At 63.4% G+C, this 20,485-nt stretch carries 17 protein-coding genes; 10 read left to right on the top strand and 7 right to left on the bottom strand.

What is annotated here, in order from left to right; genetic code table 11:
- Positions 1-28 precede the first annotated feature (28 nt).
- The 7 genes from hutH (at position 29) to hutG (ending at position 8,310) form a co-directional block, all read left to right on the top strand.
- Positions 29-1,552, top strand: coding sequence for a histidine ammonia-lyase (gene hutH / locus F759_RS0114840; RefSeq protein WP_027800544.1), 1,524 nt, complete (start codon positions 29-31; stop codon positions 1,550-1,552).
- 22 nt (positions 1,553-1,574) lie between these two features.
- On the top strand, positions 1,575-2,270 hold the full coding sequence (gene hutC, locus F759_RS0114835) for a histidine utilization repressor (protein ID WP_027800543.1): 696 nt from the start codon (positions 1,575-1,577) through the stop codon (positions 2,268-2,270).
- 64 nt (positions 2,271-2,334) lie between these two features.
- Complete coding sequence (gene hutU, locus F759_RS0114830) at positions 2,335-4,023, top strand: urocanate hydratase (RefSeq protein ID WP_027800542.1); 1,689 nt, start codon at positions 2,335-2,337, stop codon at positions 4,021-4,023.
- Positions 4,024-4,025: 2 nt separating this feature from the next.
- Positions 4,026-4,697 (top strand): HutD/Ves family protein, encoded by a 672-nt coding sequence (locus tag F759_RS37775; protein ID WP_036024427.1) that lies wholly within the window; start codon positions 4,026-4,028, stop codon positions 4,695-4,697.
- 85 nt (positions 4,698-4,782) lie between these two features.
- A complete protein-coding gene (hutI, locus tag F759_RS0114820; RefSeq protein ID WP_027800541.1) occupies positions 4,783-6,012 on the top strand; it encodes an imidazolonepropionase in 1,230 nt (409 codons plus the stop codon).
- A 15-nt stretch (positions 6,013-6,027) separates the two neighbouring features.
- A complete protein-coding gene (locus F759_RS0114815) occupies positions 6,028-7,425 on the top strand; it encodes a formimidoylglutamate deiminase (RefSeq protein ID WP_027800540.1) in 1,398 nt (465 codons plus the stop codon).
- A 72-nt stretch (positions 7,426-7,497) separates the two neighbouring features.
- Entirely contained in the window at positions 7,498-8,310 is an 813-nt protein-coding gene (hutG, locus tag F759_RS0114810) for an N-formylglutamate deformylase (RefSeq protein WP_027800539.1), read from the top strand.
- Positions 8,311-8,619: 309 nt separating this feature from the next.
- Here the strand turns inward: hutG and F759_RS43320 are convergent, their stop codons facing one another.
- On the bottom strand, positions 8,620-8,757 hold the full coding sequence (locus tag F759_RS43320; RefSeq protein WP_167334025.1) for a hypothetical protein: 138 nt from the start codon (positions 8,755-8,757) through the stop codon (positions 8,620-8,622).
- 311 nt (positions 8,758-9,068) lie between these two features.
- Between F759_RS43320 and F759_RS0114800 the strand changes: the two genes are divergently transcribed.
- The gene (locus F759_RS0114800) at positions 9,069-9,734 is read left to right on the top strand and encodes a hypothetical protein (RefSeq protein ID WP_027800538.1); all 666 of its coding nucleotides are present in this window, start codon (positions 9,069-9,071) and stop codon (positions 9,732-9,734) included.
- Positions 9,735-9,921: 187 nt separating this feature from the next.
- Positions 9,922-11,850, top strand: a complete 1,929-nt coding sequence (locus F759_RS0114795; RefSeq protein ID WP_027800537.1) for a DUF3857 domain-containing transglutaminase family protein — start codon at positions 9,922-9,924, stop codon at positions 11,848-11,850.
- 6 nt (positions 11,851-11,856) lie between these two features.
- Here F759_RS0114795 and F759_RS0114790 read toward each other — a convergent pair whose 3' ends face one another.
- From F759_RS0114790 to glgC, 5 genes are all read right to left on the bottom strand, one after another.
- Positions 11,857-13,008: a branched-chain amino acid ABC transporter substrate-binding protein gene (locus F759_RS0114790; protein WP_027800536.1), complete on the bottom strand. Its 1,152-nt coding sequence runs from the start codon at positions 13,006-13,008 to the stop codon at positions 11,857-11,859.
- Positions 13,009-13,453: 445 nt separating this feature from the next.
- On the bottom strand, positions 13,454-13,915 hold the full coding sequence (locus F759_RS0114785) for a hypothetical protein (RefSeq protein ID WP_027800535.1): 462 nt from the start codon (positions 13,913-13,915) through the stop codon (positions 13,454-13,456).
- Positions 13,916-14,085: 170 nt separating this feature from the next.
- Positions 14,086-14,952 carry a pyridoxal kinase PdxY gene (pdxY, locus tag F759_RS0114780; RefSeq protein ID WP_027800534.1) on the bottom strand — a complete coding sequence of 289 codons (867 nt, stop codon included), beginning with the start codon at positions 14,950-14,952 and terminating at the stop codon, positions 14,086-14,088.
- Positions 14,953-15,297: 345 nt separating this feature from the next.
- The gene (glgA, locus tag F759_RS0114775) at positions 15,298-16,758 is read right to left on the bottom strand and encodes a glycogen synthase GlgA (RefSeq protein WP_027800533.1); all 1,461 of its coding nucleotides are present in this window, start codon (positions 16,756-16,758) and stop codon (positions 15,298-15,300) included.
- A gap of 112 nt (positions 16,759-16,870) precedes the next feature.
- Positions 16,871-18,136, bottom strand: a complete 1,266-nt coding sequence (gene glgC, locus F759_RS0114770) for a glucose-1-phosphate adenylyltransferase (RefSeq protein ID WP_027800532.1) — start codon at positions 18,134-18,136, stop codon at positions 16,871-16,873.
- Between the two features lie 641 nt (positions 18,137-18,777).
- Between glgC and F759_RS0114765 the strand changes: the two genes are divergently transcribed.
- Positions 18,778-19,917: an alpha/beta fold hydrolase gene (locus F759_RS0114765; RefSeq protein ID WP_027800531.1), complete on the top strand. Its 1,140-nt coding sequence runs from the start codon at positions 18,778-18,780 to the stop codon at positions 19,915-19,917.
- Positions 19,918-20,001: 84 nt separating this feature from the next.
- On the opposite strand, the gene F759_RS42145 is transcribed toward F759_RS0114765, so the two are convergent.
- Complete coding sequence (locus F759_RS42145; RefSeq protein ID WP_152530640.1) at positions 20,002-20,445, bottom strand: hypothetical protein; 444 nt, start codon at positions 20,443-20,445, stop codon at positions 20,002-20,004.
- Positions 20,446-20,485 lie beyond the last annotated feature (40 nt).

The following is a 20,485-nucleotide window of genomic DNA, read 5'->3' as shown; positions in this document are numbered from 1 at the left end:
CTCAAATTGTATAGACAGGACAACAACCATGATGACTCTGAAGCCCGGCCACCTGACTCTCCCGCAACTGCGCCAGATCGCGCGTGAACACGTGCCGCTACAACTCGATCCCGCGAGCCACGCTGCGATCGACGCATGCGCAAAAGCCGTGGCGGACATTGCCGCGAAGGGCGAGCCGGCCTATGGCATCAACACGGGCTTTGGGCGTCTTGCCAGCACGCATATTCCGCACGACCAGCTCGAACTGCTGCAACGCAATCTGGTGCTGTCGCATGCGGTGGGCGTGGGCGAGCCGATGTCGCGCCCGGTCGTGCGTCTGTTGATCGCGTTGAAATTGTCGAGCCTCGGCCGCGGTCATTCGGGCATTCGCCGCGAAGTCATGGAAGCGCTGATCACGCTGTACAACGCCGACGTACTGCCGGTCATTCCAGTGAAGGGTTCGGTCGGCGCATCGGGCGACCTCGCGCCGCTCGCGCATATGTCGGCGGTCTTGCTCGGCGTCGGTGAAGTGTTCGCGAAGGGCGAACGCCTGCCGGCCACCGAAGGTCTCGCGCTCGTCGGCCTGAAGCCGCTCACGCTGCAAGCGAAGGAGGGTCTCGCGCTGCTGAACGGCACGCAGGCGTCGACAGCGCTCGCGCTGTACAACATGTTCGCAATCGAAGATCTGTACCGCACAGCGCTCGTCGCCGGGGCATTGTCGGTCGATGCGGCGGCCGGTTCGGTCAAGCCATTCGACGCGCGCATTCACGAACTGCGCGGCCATCAAGGCCAGATCGACGCCGCGGCGGCTTACCGCTCGCTGCTGCAAGGCTCGGGCATCAACGTCTCGCATGCGGACTGCGACAAGGTGCAGGACCCGTACAGCCTGCGTTGCCAGCCGCAAGTGATGGGCGCGTGTCTCGATCAGATGCGCCATGCCGCCGACGTGCTGCTGCTGGAAGCCAACGCCGTCTCCGACAATCCGCTGATTTTCCCCGACACCGGCGAAGTGCTGTCCGGCGGCAATTTCCATGCGGAGCCCGTCGCGTTCGCCGCCGACAATCTCGCGCTCGCCGCCGCGGAAATCGGCGCGTTGGCCGAACGCCGCATCGCGTTGCTGATCGACGCGACGCTGTCGGGCCTGCCGCCGTTCCTCGTACGCGACGGCGGCGTGAACTCCGGTTTCATGATCGCTCACGTGACGGCTGCCGCACTGGCATCCGAAAACAAAACGCTCGCGCATCCGGCTTCCGTCGATTCGTTGCCCACGTCCGCAAACCAGGAAGATCACGTTTCGATGGCGACGTTCGCCGCGCGCAAGCTTGGTGACATTGCGGAGAACACGGCCAACATTCTGTCGATCGAATTGCTCGCCGCCGCGCAAGGTGTCGATCTGCGCGCGCCGCACAAGACGAGCCCGAGCTTGCAGAAAGTGATGGACGTGGTGCGCAAGGACGTCGCGCATTACGAACTCGATCACTACTTCGCGCCGGACATCGCGGCCGTTACGCGTCTCGTGCAGAACGGCACGATTGCGAAGCTGAGCCCGTTCTCTTTCGTGTCCGAACAGTAAGCGGACAGCGAGGCAGCAGCCAATGAACGCACCGGCCTATCAGGGCATCAAGGACTTCATCCTCGCGCGCATTCATGCGGGCGAATGGGGCGAAGGCGACCAGGTGCCCTCCGAAAACGAGCTTGCGCGCGAATTCAACGTCGCGCGCATGACGGTGAACCGCGCGTTGCGCGAGCTGACCTCGGAGCAGGTGCTCACGCGTGTGCAGGGTTCAGGCACCTTCGTGGCGCGTCCCAAGTACGAATCGACGCTGGTGGCGATCCGCAGCATTTCCGACGAGATCGTCGCGCGCGGTCATCGCTATCAGGCGAAGGTGCTGCATATCGGCGCGAGCATCGCCGATGCGGTGCTCGCCGAAGAAATGCAGGTGAGCGCGGGTAGTCCGATATTTCATTCGCGCGTGCTGCATTTCGAAAACGACGAGCCGGTGCAACTCGAGGAGCGCTGGGTCAATCCGGTTGTCGCACCCGAGTATGCGTCGCAGGACTTCACGAACACGACGCCGAATCAGTACCTGGTGCGGGTTGCGCCGTTGCAGCGTGTGGAGTACCGCATCGAGGCATTGGCCGCGGACGGCGACACCCGCGAGCTTCTGACGCTGGACGAACTGGAGCCTTGCCTCGTGCTGCATCGGCGGACGTGGTCGCAAAGCCAAGTTGCGTCGATCGCGAATCTCTGGCATCCGGGCAGCCGTTACCGCTTCACTGGACATTTCTGATCCCGCTTTTCCCGATTCTTCCCCGACCTATTCCGCTCAATCTTCAGGCATTCCGAGGGCCACCATGAACAACCCGAAACACATCGACCCGCGTCTCGATCCCACTCGCACGATCCGTGCGCCGCGCGGCGCCGGGAAGACCTGCAAGACCTGGATCGCGGAAGCCGCCTACCGGATGATTCAGAATAATCTGGACCCCGAAGTAGCGGAGCATCCGCATGCGCTCGTGGTTTATGGCGGCATTGGCCGCGCGGCGCGCAACTGGGATTGTTTCGATCAGATTCTCACTTCGCTTAAGGACCTGAACGAAGACGAGACGCTGCTGATTCAATCGGGCAAGCCGGTCGGCGTGTTCCGCACGCATCCCGACGCGCCGCGCGTGCTGCTCGCGAATTCGAACCTGGTCCCGCATTGGGCGACGTGGGAACACTTCCACGAACTCGATCGCAAGGGTCTGATGATGTACGGGCAGATGACGGCGGGCAGCTGGATCTACATCGGCAGCCAGGGCATCGTGCAGGGCACGTATGAAACGTTTTTCTCGGTGGCTAACCAGCATTTCAATGGCGATCCGGCGGGCCGCTGGATTCTGACGGGCGGTTTGGGCGGCATGGGCGGCGCGCAGCCGCTCGCCGCGACGATGGCCGGCTTCTCGATGATCGCCGTCGAATGCGACGAGACGCGCATCGACTTCCGTCTGAAGACGCGTTACGTCGACAAGAAAGCGAAGACGCTCGACGAAGCGCTTGCCATGCTCGAAGAAGCGAAGCAGGCGGGCCGCGCGGTGTCGATCGGTTTGCTCGGGAATGCCGCCGACGTGTTCGCCGAGTGCGTGACGCGCGGCATCACGCCGGACTGCGTGACCGATCAGACGAGCGCGCACGATCCGATTCACGGCTACCTGCCGCAAGGCTGGAAGCTGGAAGACTGGCGCGAGCGTCAAAAGACCGCGCCGGATTCGATCGTCACGCCGGCGAAGCAGTCGATGGCCGAACAGGTGCGAGCGATGCTGACGTTGCAACAGCGCGGCGCGGCCACGCTCGACTACGGCAATAACATTCGGCAGATGGCGCTCGAAATGGGCGTGGAAAACGCGTTCGATTTTCCGGGCTTCGTGCCGGCGTATATCCGTCCGCTCTTCTGCGAAGGCAAGGGGCCGTTCCGTTGGGTCGCGCTCTCGGGCGATCCCGAGGACATCTACAAGACGGACGCGAAGGTCAAGGAGCTGATTCCCGACGATCCGCATCTGCATAACTGGCTCGACATGGCGCGCGAACGCATTGCATTCCAGGGCTTGCCCGCGCGTATCTGCTGGGTTGGCGTGAAGGATCGTTACCGCTTGGGCCAGGCTTTCAACGAGATGGTGAAGAACGGTGAGCTGAAGGCGCCGATCGTAATCGGCCGCGATCACCTCGACACTGGTTCGGTGGCGAGCCCGAATCGCGAAACCGAGTCGATGAAGGACGGCTCCGACGCCGTGAGCGACTGGCCGTTGCTGAACGCGTTGCTGAATACGGCAGGCGGCGCGTCGTGGGTGTCGCTCCATCATGGCGGCGGAGTCGGCATGGGCTTCAGTCAGCATGCGGGGGTCGTGATCGTCGCGGACGGTACAGATGCCGCGAAGGAACGCCTCGGCCGTGTGTTGTTCAACGACCCGGCGACGGGTGTGATGCGTCACGCGGATGCGGGCTATGAACTCGCGCAGCAAACGGCGCGCGAGGCGGGCCTCAATCTGCCGATGCTGGGCCGTTGAGCATGACGTTTGCGCTCAGCACAGGCGCTGTTACGGTCGGCTCAACGGGCGCCGTTACATTGATCCGTGGTGCGGAGCTCGTAGCCGCGCCGTGGAAAAACGGCGGCGGCGTCACACGCGAAGTCGCGGCGTTTCCTGCGCACGCAGCGCTCGATACGTTCATATGGCGCGTGAGTGTGGCCGACGTCGCGCAAGCGGGACCGTTCTCGCGATTTGCTGGGATCGATCGCACGCTCGTGCTGTTGTCCGGCGCGGGCATGTTGCTCGACGAAGCCCAGTGCGACGATACGGTCAAGACACACGCGTTGACACGGCCGCTCGATATCGCGCGCTTCAATGGCGAGGCGCCGATCGACGCGCGGCTTGTCGACGGCGCAACGCGCGACTTCAACTTGATGGTGCATCGCGAGTCGGCGCAAGGCGAGCTCGAAGTGTGGCGCGCGGCCGGACACATAGCACCGCATGCAGCGCGGCACGAACGCACGTTGTCCGCCGACGTGGCGCTGCTCTACTGCGCGAACGGCCCGCTTGCCGTCACGTTGGGCAACGCGCCCGAGCAATGGCTGCAAACTGGCGACGCGTTGCGCATCGATACGCCGAATGCTTTGCCATGCAAGGTGGAAGGCACGGGCGCGCTGCTCGCAATCAGCATCCGCTACGCCGCCCGACGATGACGACGATTCACGTGCACGCCTGGCCGCACAACAACGCGCGCACGCGAACCTCCACAGACACGCAACAAGCTGCAAAGAGCACGCGATGAAGCAAACCGTCTGGCATCAACTGAAACTGTGCCCTCAGGGCGATCCACAACATACGCTGGCCGATGCCGCGATAGCCGTCGAAGACGGCAAGATCGTATGGCTCGGCGCGGCTGCCGAATTACCCGCTGAATACGCTGCATGGCCGCGCGAAGATTTGCACGGCGCGTGGGTGACGCCGGGGCTCGTCGATTGCCATACGCATCTCGTGTACGGCGGGCAGCGCGCCGATGAATTCGCGCAGCGCCTCGCGGGCGTCAGCTATGAAGAGATTGCGCGGCAGGGCGGCGGCATCGTGTCCACGGTGCGCGCGACGCGTGCTGCGAGCGAAGAAGAGTTGTTCCGCCAATCCGCCGCGCGGCTCGAACCGTTGCTTCGCGAAGGTGTGACGGCTGTAGAAATCAAATCCGGTTACGGGCTCAATCTGCAGGCCGAGCGCAAGATGCTGCGCGTCGCGCGCCAGTTGGGCGAGCGTTATCCAGTGACGGTCTATACGACCTTCCTCGGCGCGCACGCGTTGCCGCCCGAATTCGCGGGCCGCGCCGACGCGTATATCGACGAAGTCTGTAACACCATGCTGCCCGCACTCGCAGACGAAGGCCTTGTCGATGCTGTCGATGTGTTCTGCGAGCGTATCGGCTTTTCGCTCGAACAAAGCGAGCGCGTGTTCAATGCGGCCGCGCGCCACAAGCTGCCGGTAAAAATGCACGCGGAGCAGTTGTCCAACGGCGGCGGCACGGCGCTTGCCGCGCGCCATCGCGCGCTGTCCGCTGATCACCTGGAGTTTCTCGACGAAGCCGGCGTCGCCGCAATGAAAAAAGCAGGCACGGTGGCCGTGTTGCTGCCAGGTGCGTATTACTTCATTCGCGAGACGCAGCTACCGCCGCTCGATTTACTGCGGCGTTACGAGGTGCCGATTGCAATTTCCACCGACAGCAATCCAGGTACGTCGCCCACCACCTCGTTGCTGCTGATGATGAACATGGCGACCACGCTATTCCGCATGACCGTACCCGAAGTGCTGAAGGGAGTGACGTCGCATGCGGCGCGCGCGCTCGGCAAGGCGGACCGGCACGGCTCGCTCGAAGCGGGCCGCGCGGCTGACTTCGCGGTATGGTCAGTCGATTCGCTGGCGGAATTGACTTATTGGATCGGGCGTCCGTTGTGTGCGCGGGTCGTGCGCGCGGGCGAGACTGTTTATCGCCCTTCGATACGCGGCGCGAATTGAGCCAGGACCTGAGAGATGACACAAGCAAAACAATCGCTACTCGCCGAGCATGCGTACTTGCCCGACGGCTGGCGCCGCGACGTGCTGCTGGAATGGGACGTTAAAGGCACACTGACCGCGGTCAGGCCCGACACGCGAGACGTGTCCGCGTCCGTAGCCACAGCCGCGGGCCCAATATTGCCTGGCATGCCGAATCTTCACTCGCATGCGTTTCAGCGCGCGATGGCCGGTCTTACCGAATATCGCGCGGCCTCCGGTACAGGCGCCGCCGATAACTTCTGGAGCTGGCGCGATCTGATGTATCGCTTTGCCGCGCGTATCACACCCGAGGGATTGGCAAGCGTCGCGCAATGGCTTTACATCGAGATGCTGAAGGCGGGCTATACGTCGGTGTGCGAGTTCCATTACGTGCATCACATGCCGGACGGCGGCCGCTACGGCAATCCGGCGGAACTCGCGCAACGCGCGGTGGATGCGGCATCGGCGAGCGGCATCGGCATGACGATGCTGCCGGTGCTGTATCAGTACAGCGGCTTTGGCGCGCGTGCACCGCGCGACGACCAGCGGCGCTTCGTCAACACGCCCGATAGCCTGCTCGAACTGCTCGCCGCATTGCGCGCCGCGCGGCCCGAAAGCGCGGCGCTGCGCTACGGGGTAGCGCCGCACTCGCTGCGCGCCGTCTCCGAACGATCGTTGTGCGAACTGCTTGGCGGACTGGACGACAGCGCGCCGGTTCACATCCATATCGCCGAACAGACCGCCGAAGTCGACGCGTGCATGGAAACGGAGGGCGCGCGTCCGGTTCAATGGTTGCTCGATCGTTTCGACGTCGACAGCCGGTGGTGCCTCGTGCACGCCACGCATGTCGATGCGAACGAGACGCTTGCGCTCGCGAAGAGCGGTGCGGTCGCGGGTTTGTGTCTGACCACCGAGGCGAATCTTGGCGACGGCATTTTCCCCGCACATGAATATCTCGACGCGCAAGGGCGTATCGGCCTCGGGTCGGACAGCCATATCGGCGTCGACTGGCGCGCCGAATTGCGCCTGCTCGAATATGGGCAGCGTTTGACGCGCCGGCAACGCAACGTGCTGGCGTCCGCGCAAACGCCGTATGTGGCAGACCGTCTTTTCGACGCGGCGCTCGAAGGCGGCGCGCGAGCCACGGGTCGGGCGACGGGGGCATTGCAAGCGGGGCATCGCGCGGATTGGCTGGTGCTCGACCCGGACCATGCGAGCATTGCCGAACATGCGCCGAACGCGTGGCTTTCCGGTGTTGTATTCTGCGAGCACGGTGAGACGCCGATTCGCGACGTGTACGCGGGCGGCGACAAGGTGGTCGACAATCGCCGGCATCGCGACGAAGAGGGCGCTTACGCGCGCTATCGCGTGGCGCTCGCCGAACTGTTCAAATGACGTGAAGCATGCAGCGCCTTACGCACGTCGCGTGCATCTCTCGCTGCAAAGATCCTTTGAAAGAGGACTGACATGACTGCTCCGAATACTCCGCCGGTTTTCACGCTGCATCGAGGAAGCCTGCCGCTGCTGATCTCCATTCCGCATCTGGGCACCCAGATTCCCGCCGATATTGCCGCGACGATGACGCCCGCGGCATTTCGTACCGACGATTGCGACTGGCACCTCGACCGGCTCTATGCGTTCGCGAAGCGCATGGGCGCGTCGATTCTCGCGCCCACTTATGCACGCTATGTGATCGACCTGAACCGTCCGCCCGACGGAGCGAACCTCTATCCGGGGCAGGACACAACAGGACTCTTGCCCGTCGATACCTTCGACAAGGAGCCGTTGTACCTCGAAGGCCGTCTGCCGGACGAGGCCGAAGTGGCCCGCCGCCGCGACGCTTACTGGATGCCGTATCACGGCGCTCTGTCGGGCGAACTTGCCGCGCTCAAAGCTCAGCACGGAAACGTGCTGCTATGGGAGGCGCATTCGATCCGGTCGCATGTGCCGCGTTTCTTCGAAGGACGCTTGCCGGATTTCAATTTCGGCACGTCGAATGGCGCAAGTGCGGTGGCGGGTTTGGGCGAGGAACTGGCGGCTGTGGTCGAGCGGCACGGCGGCTATTCAGCTGTCGCCAATGGCCGCTTCAAGGGCGGCTACATCACGCGGCAATATGGTCAGCCTTCGCAATGCGTGCATGCTGTGCAGCTGGAGTTGTCGCAGATCACCTACATGCAGGAACAGCCGCCGTATGCATACGATCAAGCGCTTGCCGCGATGATTGAACCGTTGCTGGAGCAACTGGTCGCGACGGCGCTGGAGCGCGTCAGGGCCTGTTGAACGCGGTCCCGCAACGCTTCGGTTCCCCGCATCTCTCGCCTCGTTTCCACGCGGTTCACGGCGCTGGCGTAATTCGCGCACGGCCTTGCCGCGTCGGTCCAGACCGCAAAGGTGTAACAGCGTGTGTCCGCAATTGCGCGCCGCGCCTTTCGCGCACAACGTATAGCGTCATGGCGCCGGTATCCGGCGCATTTGCCCGCGTCATGCCGACCCGTCGATGAAAAAAGCCCCGCACGTAGCGGGGCTTTGCGATGCACGCGACGCACGGCGTTCGCGGCGGCCGTCGTTATCCTCGATGCGAGGTAACGATCAGCGGCAGTGGCGTTCCCAGTGATGATGCACACGCACCTTATGGCACACCGGATGGTGATGCTCATAAGCTTGTGCGGGCGCGATTGCGCTGAGGGCAGCGACGGCTGCGGCAATAGCCAGAACGATTTTCTTCATTACAAAACCCCTAATCAGTGTTGGGAAATTCGTGATGCAGTACGACGTATGCCGCACGATTTGCAAGCATGCCACATCGACGCGGGTGGCGGAGGAACGCCGGTGCGATGCAAGCTGTCGAACAGCGCGACGACGGGCGCAAAACGCCTTGTGCATTGAGGTTCAGCGATGCGTGTAAATTCGACGCATACGGTCGGGCGCGGGTCGCGCACGCCGCTTGCCAGCGAGGCCATGCAACAGCTACCCTTTCAAAACGATGACGCTCGCAACGGCGTTGTCTTTACATCGGGCAAAAGATGGAAGACCCAGCGATGGAAGATTCCGACGAATTGCTGCTCCCGGTCTGGCGCGCGAATCTCGTGCTGTTGACGCGCGAGGTGGGCGCGGCCAGTCGCCTCGCACGCATGATGACTTTTTCCGCGAGCTATCTGAAGCTGATGTTGTCGGGCCAACGCGAATTCAGCGAGGAGTTCGTGCGCGGCATCGAAGCCGTGACGGGTTTGCCGAATGGCTGGATGAACACGCCCCACACCGAAGCGGACATTCCGGCCAACGCGCGCGAGGCGATCGACAACGAACAGCCGCTCGCGCGTTTTCGCGGCACCGCGCATCCCGTGCGAAAGAAAACCGTGCTGCGGCCGCCCGAGCCGATTTTTGGCCAGACGTCGCCTGCTAAACGTATCGAGGACGAGAGCGTCGACGCAGAAGCGCATCGACGCCAGGCGTATTTTCGCAAGGTCCGTGAGTTGGCGGTCCACGAGGTCCGGCGTTTCGAGCGGCATCTCGTTCATGCGCCGGTTGAACTCGCATCGTTGCGATCGAAGGTGGAAGACGTGATCGCCGCCGCCGATTCCGACGATCCGATCCAGGCCGATCTCGCCGGGCGGCTCGAACAGATCGAGAAGCATCGGCATTTGCTGCTAAGGCATGTCGAGAGACTGCAGGCTTTGCTCGGGCAGATCGGTGAAGGCGATTGATGAGCGACGTGAGCGGCAGGAAGGGCGCACAGCGCTCGAACGGCAGCAACGCCACGAAGGACGCAAAGGGCGCAGAGGACGCAAGGGGCACGAACGACGCACAGGCCGGCACTTCGCAGCGAATGCAATCACGGCAACTCATATGCGCCGCGCAATCACGGTGCGCGCCGCGCCGACAACATTATTCATGATGCGTTACACGGCATCCCTGAAGATTGCCGCCGCGCTTGCGTTAAGCGCGACAGCCGCCATCGCTTTCGCCGACGAGACACCCTCGAACTCATCCGGCGACGAGCGCGCGCCCTACACGATGGAGCGTGACGTCCATCTCTTCACGATCCAGAAAGACGGGTCCATCGAGGAACACGACGACAGCGTGTTGCGCGCGAATACGACGAGCGGCGTCGACGACATCGCGCAACGTTACGTGTGGTTCAACAAGGACATCGAGCAGGTGCAATTGCTCGCAGCCGAGACGATCGATCCCGACGGCGCGACACACGTGGTCGGTCCCGAAGCGATCCGCGACATCCAGGAGCCGCGCTCGGCGGGTGCGCCGAGCTTCCAGGACGGCGTATTGCGCACCGTGATTTTTCCCGGCGTCGAGCCCGGTTCACGCGTGCACCTCACGTTTCGCAAGACGCGCGCAAAGCCCTTGCAGGCGGGCACCTTCGCATATCTCGTGGAACCCACACGCGAACCCGTCGAGGAACAGCGCCTGATTTTCGATCTTCCCGCCGACGTGCCGCTTTATGCCGATGCGCGCGGCTACACCGCGTTGCCGCCGGTCACGGCGAACGGCCGCACACGCTATGAATTCGACTACCGGCACGGGCCGTATGCGCGGCTCGAAGCGGGCGCGGTCGGCTACGCGAATTGGGGCGACCGTCTGATGGTGTCCACCGTGCCCGACTTTGCGAGCTTCGCCGCGCGTTATCGCGGGCCGGCAACCGATGTCACCTTCGACGATCCGGCAATCGTGCGGCTTGCGCAGTCGCTCACCGCGCGTGCCGCCGATCCGCGCGACAAGGCGCACATGCTGTACGACTGGGTGCGCATGAATATCCGCTACGTCGCGCTCTTTCTGGGCGAGACGGCGGCGATTCCGCACAAGGCGGCCGACATCCTGCGCAATCGTTATGGCGACTGCAAGGATCACGTCGCGCTCTACAGCGCTCTGCTGGCCGCCGTCGGTATTCGCAGTGAGGCCGTGCTGCTCAATCTCGGGCCTTACTACAGCTTGCCGGACGTGCCTGGCTACGGCGCGAGCGCGATCAATCACGCGATTGTCTGGATTCCTGATCTATCGCTGTACGCGGACACGACGGCGGGCGGCGTGGGCTTCGGCTACCTGCCTGTGGCGGTGATGGACAGACCGGTTCTGCTGGTCGGCGAAGGCGTGCTGTCGCGCACGCCGGCCACGCAATCGCGCGAGCGGCGCGCGCGCGTGCAGATCGACGTCGATGAAAACGGTACTGCGGATTACGCGTATCGCGTGGAGGACGCGGGCTTTACCGCCGAGATCGAACGCAACATCTTTCGACGCGCGTCGCGCCAGCGTACGCAACAGATTGCCGGCAGCCGTCTGTTGCAGACCGGCCTGCATGGCACCGCGCAGTTGCGTACCGCAGACGTGGCGGTAACAGATGGGCCGTTCGCGACGTCGGTGCAAGGCAAGATCGAGCACTTCGTGTGGACCGACGGCACCACGGCAATGCCGGCATTCACGAGCTTCTCCGGCGGCATGGGCTCGCAGGTCCAGGCGTGGCTCGCCGAGCCGGTGCGTACGCAGCCGTGGGCGTGCATCGGCGGGGACTTCGACGAGACACTGGAAATCACGCTGCCGCGCTTTGTCCAGCTGACCGACACGCCCATCGATACCGACGTGCAGAACCGGTTTATGACCTTCTCGTCGCACTATGTGTTCGACTCCGCGGCGCGTGTGCTACAGATCAGGCGGCATTTGCATGCCGCCTTCGGACACCAGATGTGCTCCGCACAAGAGTTCGCCGCGATGAAAGACGATCTCGTGCGGATCGAGCGCGACCTCGACGCGCAAATCGTCGTCAAGGCCGCGAGCATGACGAGGGCTGCGAGAGCCCCGAGCGCGAAGTAGCGCCGCTTAGGACCCGCTCTTGGTCACGATCGGAACCCACGCTCCGTTCTTGACCTGGTACAGCGTCGATGCGCCGCTTTTCAGCGCGCCTGTGTTGTCGAAGGAAATCTTGCCGGTCACGCCTTCGAAGTCGATCGCCTTGAGAACCGGCCGGTAATCGTTGGGCGAAGTCGATTTGGCCTGCTGCATCGCCTTGATGGCGGCCCACGCTCCGTCGTAACCGAACGGCGCATATGACAGGATGTCGCCGCCGAAGCGTTTCTTGAACTTCGCGGAGAAGTCCTTTCCGCCCGGCAGTTGCGCGAGCGGGCGGCCGTATTCCCAGGCCATCACGCCTTCGGCTGCATCGCCCGCAAGTTTGATGAACTCGGGGTCCTCGACGCCGCCGCCGCCCACCAGTTGCGCCGTCACGCCGAGTTGCTTCATGCGCCGCGCGAAGCCCGCGGCCTGGGTGTCGAGCCCGCCGAAGAAAATCAGGTCCGCGTTCGCCGCCTTGATCTTGGTGATCTGCGTGCTGAAGTCGACCGCGTGATTGTCGGTGTACTCGCGCGCGACGATGTTGCCGCCATGCGCCTTCACGGCCTTCTCGAACTCGTCGGCTTCGCCCTGACCGAAGGCGGTGCGGTCGTCGATGATGGCGATGCGCTTGGCCTTCGTCACTTCGACTGCATAGACGCCCGCGTTGCCGGCGTTTTGCGCGTCTGTGGAGATCACCATGAAGGTGTTCGCGAAGCCGCGGCCGGTAATGATCGGATTGGTCGCTGCCGGGTCGATCACCGGAATGCCGGCCTGCTCATACACCTGCGAGGCGGGAATCGTCGTGCCCGAGTTGAAGTGGCCGACCACCACCGAAACGCCCGCGTCGACCAGCTTCTGCGCGACCTGCACGCCGATGCGCGGGTCCGCCTGGTCGTCCTGCGAGACGATCTGGAATGGGGCGACCTTATCGCCGATCTTGATCTTCTGCGCGTTGGCTTCCTCGATGGCGAGCCGCACGCCGTTCTCCAGATCCTTGCCGTAGCCGGCGTTGGCGCCCGTCATCGGCGCGGCGAAACCGATCTTGACCGGCAGGTCGTCGGCGAAACTGGCGAGCGGCGCGGCTGCGATCATGGCGCCAACGAACAAAGCAAGCGGTTTGAGCGTGTTGTTAAAACTCATGGTCTCTCCTTACTTCGACAGTTCCAGGTTATGAAAGCGGCAAGGCTATGACGCGGGTCCGGCGTGCATCAAGAGACTAAGGACGATGGCTCGCGATACACAATGCTGGAATACGCGCACTCGCGTTTGCATGCCGGTCATGTGGCGCGAATATAGAAAGCCAATATGCCGGCGTCTTGGCAGTTCGCGGCGCTTTGGATGAGGATTTCGGCATAAGCCGCGCGCGCGTGGGCGGGCGGCGCGCCTGATGGCGGGGCGGGGATGCGGATTACCGCATATGCTTAAGAAACGTCGAAGAGACGCTTGGGGAGATGTTTAAACACGCGCGGGTATCGAGCCGCGTGTTTGCGGCAGGGGAATGGCGGTAAGCGCCTCACAAACGCAAAGGCAAGCGCAAACGCGAAACGCAAGCGCAGTGCTTGCGCGCCCAGCGATGCGCCGGGTCCTAGCGCTCGCCTTGCTGACGCAATACTTCTTCGCGCAGACGCAGAAGCGGCGCCTTGGTTTCGTCGTCGGCCCACGTGTCGAGATCGTCGATCGCGCGCTGGCAGCCGTCGAGCACGACGTCGAGGTCCACCGGCACGCCGTTGTTCAGCGCGAACTCGATCGTCTCGGCAAACTGCTGACACTCGTCCTCGCCATAGGAAATATCGAGGTTGTCGGCGATCACTTCGGCGATGTTGCTGCGCGCCTTGTCGTCGGGCGTCACCATGTCGATGATGCCGCGCGCCACCGCGGGCGAGTAGTAGAGCGCGATGTCGAGCCACTGCGTGGGGTCGAAGTCAGGCTGGTCGAACTGGTTCTCGAAGAACTCGATGGCTTCCTGTTCGTGCACTTCGTCTGCATCGACGCTGATGCACAACTGTTCGAAATACTCTTCCCGCTCGCTGCGGATATAACCGTCCATCGATGCCTCGTCTGCTGAATGCTGAATGCCGGATGCCTGAGAAAGTTGCCGCGTGCGTGAGGTGTTGCTTCGCGCACGCGGCACGCATTATAGGACGAGCGGCTGGCCGACAAGTTTCCATGCGGCGCACGGCCGGCCAGCAGCATTGCCGGCCGCGCCGAACGCGGCGGCTAGGTGGTCTCGGCCACCCACGCGTCGAACCACTCGCGCGGCTGCGCGATTTCGTTTTGCGCGGCCACCAGTTCGAGCTCGTAGCGGCCGGCTTGCCAGGTCATCTTGACGACCGCGTTGACGGCCGCGAGCGTGTGCTCGAACGCCGCGCGAATCGTATCGCCGAGCAGCGTGCGCGCGACGAACACCGCGCTCGTCAGGTCGCCGACGCCAACCGGCTGCCGCGCGAACGGATAGAGCGGACGCTGGCCCATCCACGCCTCGCGTTCGGTGACGACCAGCATGTTGAAACGGTCAGCGGGACTATTGCGGTCAAGCAGATGTTTGACCAGCACGAGCTTCGGTCCGCGCGCGATGATCTCGCGGCACGCGGCGACGGCTTCTTCGAGCGTCTCGATCTCGCGGCCGACGAGCCGCTGCAATTCGGTATGGTTCGGCGCCATCGCGTCGGCCATCTCCGGCATGGTATTCACGAGAAATTCCTGGATACCCGGCTCGACCTTGCGGCCGCTCGCGGCGCCCATCACCGGATCGCAAAAGTACCAGGCGCGCGGATTCGCGGCCTTTACTGCCTTGACGATTTCCAGTACCGACTGCGCCTGCTCCGACGTGCCGAGATAGCCGGAAAGCACGGCGTCGCAGCGCGGCAGCATGCCAATTGCGCCGATGCCTTCGGCGAGTTCTTCCATCTGCGCGGCGTTGATGGCGGTGCCGGTCCAATGGCCGTACTGCGTGTGGTTCGAGAACTGCACCGTGTTCAGCGGCCACACATTCACGCCAAGTCGACGCATCGGGAACACGGCGGCGCTGTTGCCGGCGTGCCCGAAAACGACATGTGACTGAATGCTCAGAACGTTCTTCGTCATGGTATGGCTCGCGCAGCCGTTCGTGCGCGGTCGGTGAAAACGGGAGGGATGCGCCGCGATTGTGTTTCGACATGAGCCGAATGCCTCGCGCGCAGGACTGCTTCAGACCTTGCAAGAAGAATGCACGGTCTGCATCGTCAGGAAACAATACATGAGTTTGCCGCAAGGCAGTTGATCCGTCCCCGTGCTGTTGCGCCGAACCATCACCCGGGATGCTCGGCGCGCACGGTTTGCACCGGGATGTGCCGCGCCCGGCGGTGATCGGACAGCGTGGGGTTCACGCAGGCCGCGGTTCACGACGGCTTACGATTCGGACAAGCTCGCGGTTTCCCGACGGCTCAGCGGTCAGGCAAGCTCGCGATACAGCGCGAGATAGCGGTCCGCCGACGCGCCCCAGCCGAAGTCCTGGCGCATTGCGCGCCGCTGCGTCGCTTTCCATTCCGTGCGGCGGCCATAGAGCGCGAAGGCGCGGCGGATCGCCGCGGCGAGGCCGCGCGGCTGGAAGTGCTCGAAGACGAAACCGGTGGCGAGGTCCTCGGCGAGATTTTCAAGCGATGCGTCCACCACGGTGTCCGCGAGACCGCCCACGCAATGCACGAGCGGCAACGAACCGTAGGCGAGTGCGTAAAGCTGCGTCAGCCCGCAGGGCTCGAAGCGCGACGGCACCGCGACCACGTCGCTGCCCGCGATGATCGTATGCGCGAGCTTTTCGTCGAAGCCGAGTTCCACGGCGACCGATTCGGGATGCGTCTGCGCGACGCGTTTCAGGCCGTTTTCGAGCGCCGGGTCGCCGGTGCCGAACACGATGAGTTGACCACCGCGCTTGACAATCTCCGGCACGGTTTCGAGCAGCAGGTCGAGGCCCTTCTGCTCGGTGAGGCGGCTCACCACGCCGAACAGCAGCGCGTCGCTATTCTGCGCGAGGCCGAAGCGTTTTTGCAACGCCTCCTTACACGCCAGTTTGCCGGCGAGCCGGGTGGCGGTGTAGCGGCTTTCGAGCAGCGCGTCGCTCGCCGGGTTCCACACCGTATAGTCGACGCCATTCAGGATGCCGCTCAGGTCGTGCGAGCGGCTGCGCAGCAGTGCGTCGAGTCCGCCGCCTTGCGCGAGCGTCTGGATTTCGCGGGCATAGGTGGGGCTTACGGTGGTGATGCGGTCGCTGTAGTAAAGCCCCGCCTTCAGAAACGAAAGCTGTCCATAGAATTCGACGCCATACATGCTGAAAAAATCGTCGGGCAGCCCAAGCTGACCGAACTGATGCGCCGGAAAAACACCCTGATACGCGAGGTTGTGCACAGTGAAGACGCTGCGCGCGGGGGCGCGGCCAAGCTGCCGTTCGGCCGCTTTCAGATAGGCGGCGGCGAGTCCCGCATGCCAGTCGTGCGCATGGACGATCTGCGGCGACCACGCCGGGTCGAGCTGCTGCGCCAGTTGCGCGGCGACCCAGCCGAGCAGCGCAAAACGCTGCGCGTTGTCGCCATACGGCACATGCTCGTCGTTCAGATAAGGATTGCCGGGCCGGTCGTACAGCGTGGCCGCGCGGATCATGTAGACGATAAGGCCGTTCGACGGCAGCGTGCCTTGTTCGAGCGTGACGTGAGGCGCATCGAAACGGCGGCCCAGTTGCGCGACTGGATGCACGTCGCGCAAACCGGCGGCTACTGCCGGAAAGCCGGGCAACAGCACGCGGACGTCGGCGCCGCGCTCGACCAGCGCGGACGGCAACGCGCCCACGACGTCGGCGAGACCGCCCGTTTTCAGGAGGGGATACAGCTCGCTTGCGACGTGCAGGGCGCGAATCGTCATAGGCTCGGTCTCGTTCCTTGGGTGATAGCCGGAAAGCAATGCATCGCGATGCGGGCCGCGCGCCAGGCCGGGCGAAGCCACGGCCAAGGCAGGCGCGTGCGGCCGGCAGGCGTCAGGTCGCGTCCTGACGCAGCGACTCGGGCGTGACCAGCACGACGCCGTCGTCGGTGCGATAGAAACGCTCGGCGTCGGCCGCTGGGTCCTCGCCGATCACCGTCCCGTCCGGGATCGCGCAGCCGCGGTCCACGACCACCTTCTGCAAGCGGCAACTTGCACCGACGGTGACCTGCGGCAACAAGACTGCCTCATTGATGTTACAGAACGAACTCACTTTCACATTCGACGACAGCACCGAGCGTGAAATCTGCGAACCCGAAATCACGCAGCCGCCGCATACGATCAGATTGTTGCCGGAGCCTTGCAGACCCTTCAGGTCGCGCACGAACTTGGCGGGCGGCAGTTGTTCCTGGTACGTCCAGATCGGCCAGCTGCGGTCGTAAAGGTCGAGCGTCGGAATCGTGGAGGCGAGGTCGAGATTGGCGGCCCAATAGGCGTCGATGGTGCCGACGTCGCGCCAGTACGGCTCGACGTTCGGGTCCGACGACACACACGACATGCTGAACGGATGCGCGATCGCGGTGCCTTGCGTGACGACGCGCGGCAGGATGTCCTTGCCGAAGTCGTGATCGGTATCCACGCTCGAGATGTTCTCTTCGAGCAGCGCGTACAGGTAGTCGGCGCTGAATACGTAGATGCCCATGCTCGCCAACGCGGTGTCCGGGCGGCCGGGAATCGCCGGCGGGTCGGCGGGTTTTTCCACGAAGCCGGTCACGCGGCGGTTTTCGTCGACGGCCATCACGCCGAAGGCCACCGCTTCCATGCGCGGCACCTCGATGCAGCCGACGGTGCAATCGGCGCCGCTTTCGGCGTGGTCCGCAATCATGCGCGTGTAGTCCATCTTGTAGATGTGATCGCCCGCCAGCACGACCACATACTTCGGCCGTATCGAACGGATGATGTCGAGGTTCTGAAATACCGCGTCGGCTGTGCCGCGATACCAGTGCGCGCCTTCCACGCGCTGTTGCGCGGGCCACAGGTCGATGAATTCGCCGAATTCGCCGCGCAGGAAGCCCCAGCCGCGCTGCAGATGGCGCAACAGCGAGTGCGCCTTGTACTGCGTGACGACGGCGATGCGCCGGATGCCGGAGTTCAGGCAATTGGACAGCGCGAAGTCGATGATTCTGAATTTGCCGCCGAAATGCACCGCCGGTTTGACGCGCTTGTTGGTGAGCGGCCCGAGCCGCGTGCCTCGTCCGCCGGCGAGGACGATGGCGAGGGTGGTGCGTTGCAGGTCGTTCAGCCGTGCCGGAGTATCCATGTCCGTCTCCTTTGTCGACCGGAGTTGGCGCTTCAGCGTCTACTCGGGTCCCATGCAGTTTTATCGCGGTCGACCGGAGTTGGCGNTTNAGNGNNTACTCNGGTCCCATGCAGTTTTATCGCGGTCGACCGGAGTTGGCGGTTTAGTGCTTACTCCGGTCCCATGCAGTTTTATCGCGGTCGACCGGAGTTGGCGCTTCAACGCTTACGCCAGTCTCATGCAATCCCTCTACCGCGCCATGCAATTGGTTGCTGCTTAACTTACTGCCTACTATTCCCCGCTGATGCCGGTCACCCGGCTCTGCATATCGAATCTCACCGCGGGGCCGCTGCGCTGGCGAGCCCGTCCCGTAGTTCTAGCACCGAATCGCCTCGCGCGGGCGACGTTTGTCGTGCGCTAGCCGCCTTGCGTACAACTGTGAACGATCGACCCCGGCGCGCCCGCGCTCTGTGCGGCACGACACATAGTCTGCGAGGTCCGGCGTGCAATATGCGTGCCACTGCGGGCGCGCTTGGCCGCGCTCAGCATTGCGTGCGCCGCTGCGCGGCTGCGATGAGCGTCGTAGAATCGTCGCGGCCGGTTCGCAATCCCCGCGCGTGCTTGCGGCGGGCTTCCGAACGTACTTCAACCGTATGCAAAAAATGTCCATGAGCTTTCGCCGCTTTTCATCGCTCGCCACATCACTTGCCACATTGAGCGCCGCCGCATTCTGCATTGCACCGGCTGCGATTCGCGCCGCCTCCGCGGCTTCTCCGTTGACGGCGTCGGCCGTTGTTTCACCAGTCGCGTCTGCCAGCGCCGCGCGCGAGGCTCCTCGGCCCGACGGCAATGCCGGCCCAGTCTATGGTCCCGAACTGGAGGGCTTCGACTATCCGGCGCCGGTCGAGCAGTACCCGTTCACTTCGCAAGGCGCTGCGCTGCATATGGCGTATATGGACGTGAAACCGACGCACGCCAACGGCCGCACGGCCGTGCTTCTGCACGGCAAGAATTTCTGCGCGGCGACGTGGGAGACGACGATTCATCGTTTGAGCGACGCCGGTTATCGCGTGATCGCGCCGGATCAGATCGGCTTTTGCAAGTCGAGCAAGCCGGAGCACTATCAGTACAGTTTTCAGCAACTCGCACGCAACACGCATGCGCTGCTCGAATCGCTCGGCGTGAAGGACGCGACCATCATCGGCCATTCGACCGGCGGCATGCTCGCGGTGCGCTATGCGCTGATGTATCCGCGTGAGACGCAGCAACTGGTGCTCGTGAATCCGATCGGACTCGAGGACTGGAAGGCTAAGGGTGTGCCGTCGCTGTCGGTGGATCAGTGGTATCAGCGCGAGTTGAAGACCACCGCCGACGGCATTCGCCGCTACGAGCAGTCGACCTATTACGCAGGCCAATGGCGGGCGGCCTACGAACCGTGGGTGCAGATGCTCGCGGGCATGTACCGGGGACCGGGTAAGCAGATCGTCGCATGGAATTCGGCGCTGCTCTACGACATGATTTACACGCAGCCGGTGGTGTACGAGCTCGGCCAGTTGCAGATGCCGACACTGCTGCTGATCGGCCAGAAGGACACGACCGCCATCGGCAAGGACGCGGCGTCACCCGAGGTGCGCGCGAAGATTGGCCACTATCCGGAGTTGGGCAAGGCTGCGGCGAAAGCCATTCCACACGCGACGCTGGTTGAATTCGCCGACTTGGGCCATGCGCCGCAGATGCAGGATCCGGAAGCGTTTCATAAGGCGCTGCTCGATGGGCTGGCGGCGGTGCAAGTGAATCGTTGAGCTAGCGGCTGCAGCGGATTGAAACTGGCAAATAAAGCGGTGGAAAAGAATGGCGGTGGCGTATTAACTGCACCGTTTCGGGATTTATCTGATGCTGGACGCCTGAGCGCTGAGCGCGGGTGAGCCCGCCACTGTTGCCGAGTTGACCAAGTAGGCCGTCAGTTCGGCCTGCACGCTGGCACACATGCCAGGCATCATGATCGCGGCCATGCGCGGTAACGTCAGAGTGCCATTGCGGGTGAATGGGCGAGGATATCGACGCAGGCGATCCGCTTGCGCCGCATCTAAGAGGAAATCGGAGAACTCAGCCAAAAGTCTGGAGAACGCCGGTATTTGAGTTGATAGCCTATTCGCGTTGCCCCGCACAGCAATGCCCGCAATTGATGACCGGCGCGGGCAGGCGAGTTTGTGGGGAAAAGTGCCCGCGATACCGTCAGAATTTACTGATCGACTGCGTTGGCTAATCCCGCTAAAGCCGGCATGCCCCACGTCAACGCAATCAGAGTTTTCGGAATCGTCGGATTCCAAAATAATTCATTCTCCTTAAAAGTGCTTACGCTTTCGCAAG

Source organism: Paraburkholderia dilworthii, from assembly GCF_000472525.1.
GTDB classification, from domain to species: domain Bacteria; phylum Pseudomonadota; class Gammaproteobacteria; order Burkholderiales; family Burkholderiaceae; genus Paraburkholderia; species Paraburkholderia dilworthii.
This window is presented reverse-complemented; position numbering and strand designations above follow the sequence as displayed.

Bases quoted from the DNA above. Each gene is read 5' to 3' on its own strand.
- hutH (WP_027800544.1), top strand. From the start codon at position 29: ATGATGACTCTGAAGCCCGGCCACCTGACTCTCCCGCAACTGCGCCAG.
- hutC (WP_027800543.1), top strand. From the start codon at position 1,575: ATGAACGCACCGGCCTATCAGGGCATCAAGGACTTCATCCTCGCGCGC.
- hutU (WP_027800542.1), top strand. From the start codon at position 2,335: ATGAACAACCCGAAACACATCGACCCGCGTCTCGATCCCACTCGCACG.
- F759_RS37775 (WP_036024427.1), top strand. From the start codon at position 4,026: ATGACGTTTGCGCTCAGCACAGGCGCTGTTACGGTCGGCTCAACGGGC.
- hutI (WP_027800541.1), top strand. From the start codon at position 4,783: ATGAAGCAAACCGTCTGGCATCAACTGAAACTGTGCCCTCAGGGCGAT.
- F759_RS0114815 (WP_027800540.1), top strand. From the start codon at position 6,028: ATGACACAAGCAAAACAATCGCTACTCGCCGAGCATGCGTACTTGCCC.
- hutG (WP_027800539.1), top strand. From the start codon at position 7,498: ATGACTGCTCCGAATACTCCGCCGGTTTTCACGCTGCATCGAGGAAGC.
- F759_RS43320 (WP_167334025.1), bottom strand. From the start codon at position 8,757: ATGAAGAAAATCGTTCTGGCTATTGCCGCAGCCGTCGCTGCCCTCAGC.
- F759_RS0114800 (WP_027800538.1), top strand. From the start codon at position 9,069: ATGGAAGATTCCGACGAATTGCTGCTCCCGGTCTGGCGCGCGAATCTC.
- F759_RS0114795 (WP_027800537.1), top strand. From the start codon at position 9,922: ATGATGCGTTACACGGCATCCCTGAAGATTGCCGCCGCGCTTGCGTTA.
- F759_RS0114790 (WP_027800536.1), bottom strand. From the start codon at position 13,008: ATGAGTTTTAACAACACGCTCAAACCGCTTGCTTTGTTCGTTGGCGCC.
- F759_RS0114785 (WP_027800535.1), bottom strand. From the start codon at position 13,915: ATGGACGGTTATATCCGCAGCGAGCGGGAAGAGTATTTCGAACAGTTG.
- pdxY (WP_027800534.1), bottom strand. From the start codon at position 14,952: ATGACGAAGAACGTTCTGAGCATTCAGTCACATGTCGTTTTCGGGCAC.
- glgA (WP_027800533.1), bottom strand. From the start codon at position 16,758: ATGACGATTCGCGCCCTGCACGTCGCAAGCGAGCTGTATCCCCTCCTG.
- glgC (WP_027800532.1), bottom strand. From the start codon at position 18,136: ATGGATACTCCGGCACGGCTGAACGACCTGCAACGCACCACCCTCGCC.
- F759_RS0114765 (WP_027800531.1), top strand. From the start codon at position 18,778: ATGTCCATGAGCTTTCGCCGCTTTTCATCGCTCGCCACATCACTTGCC.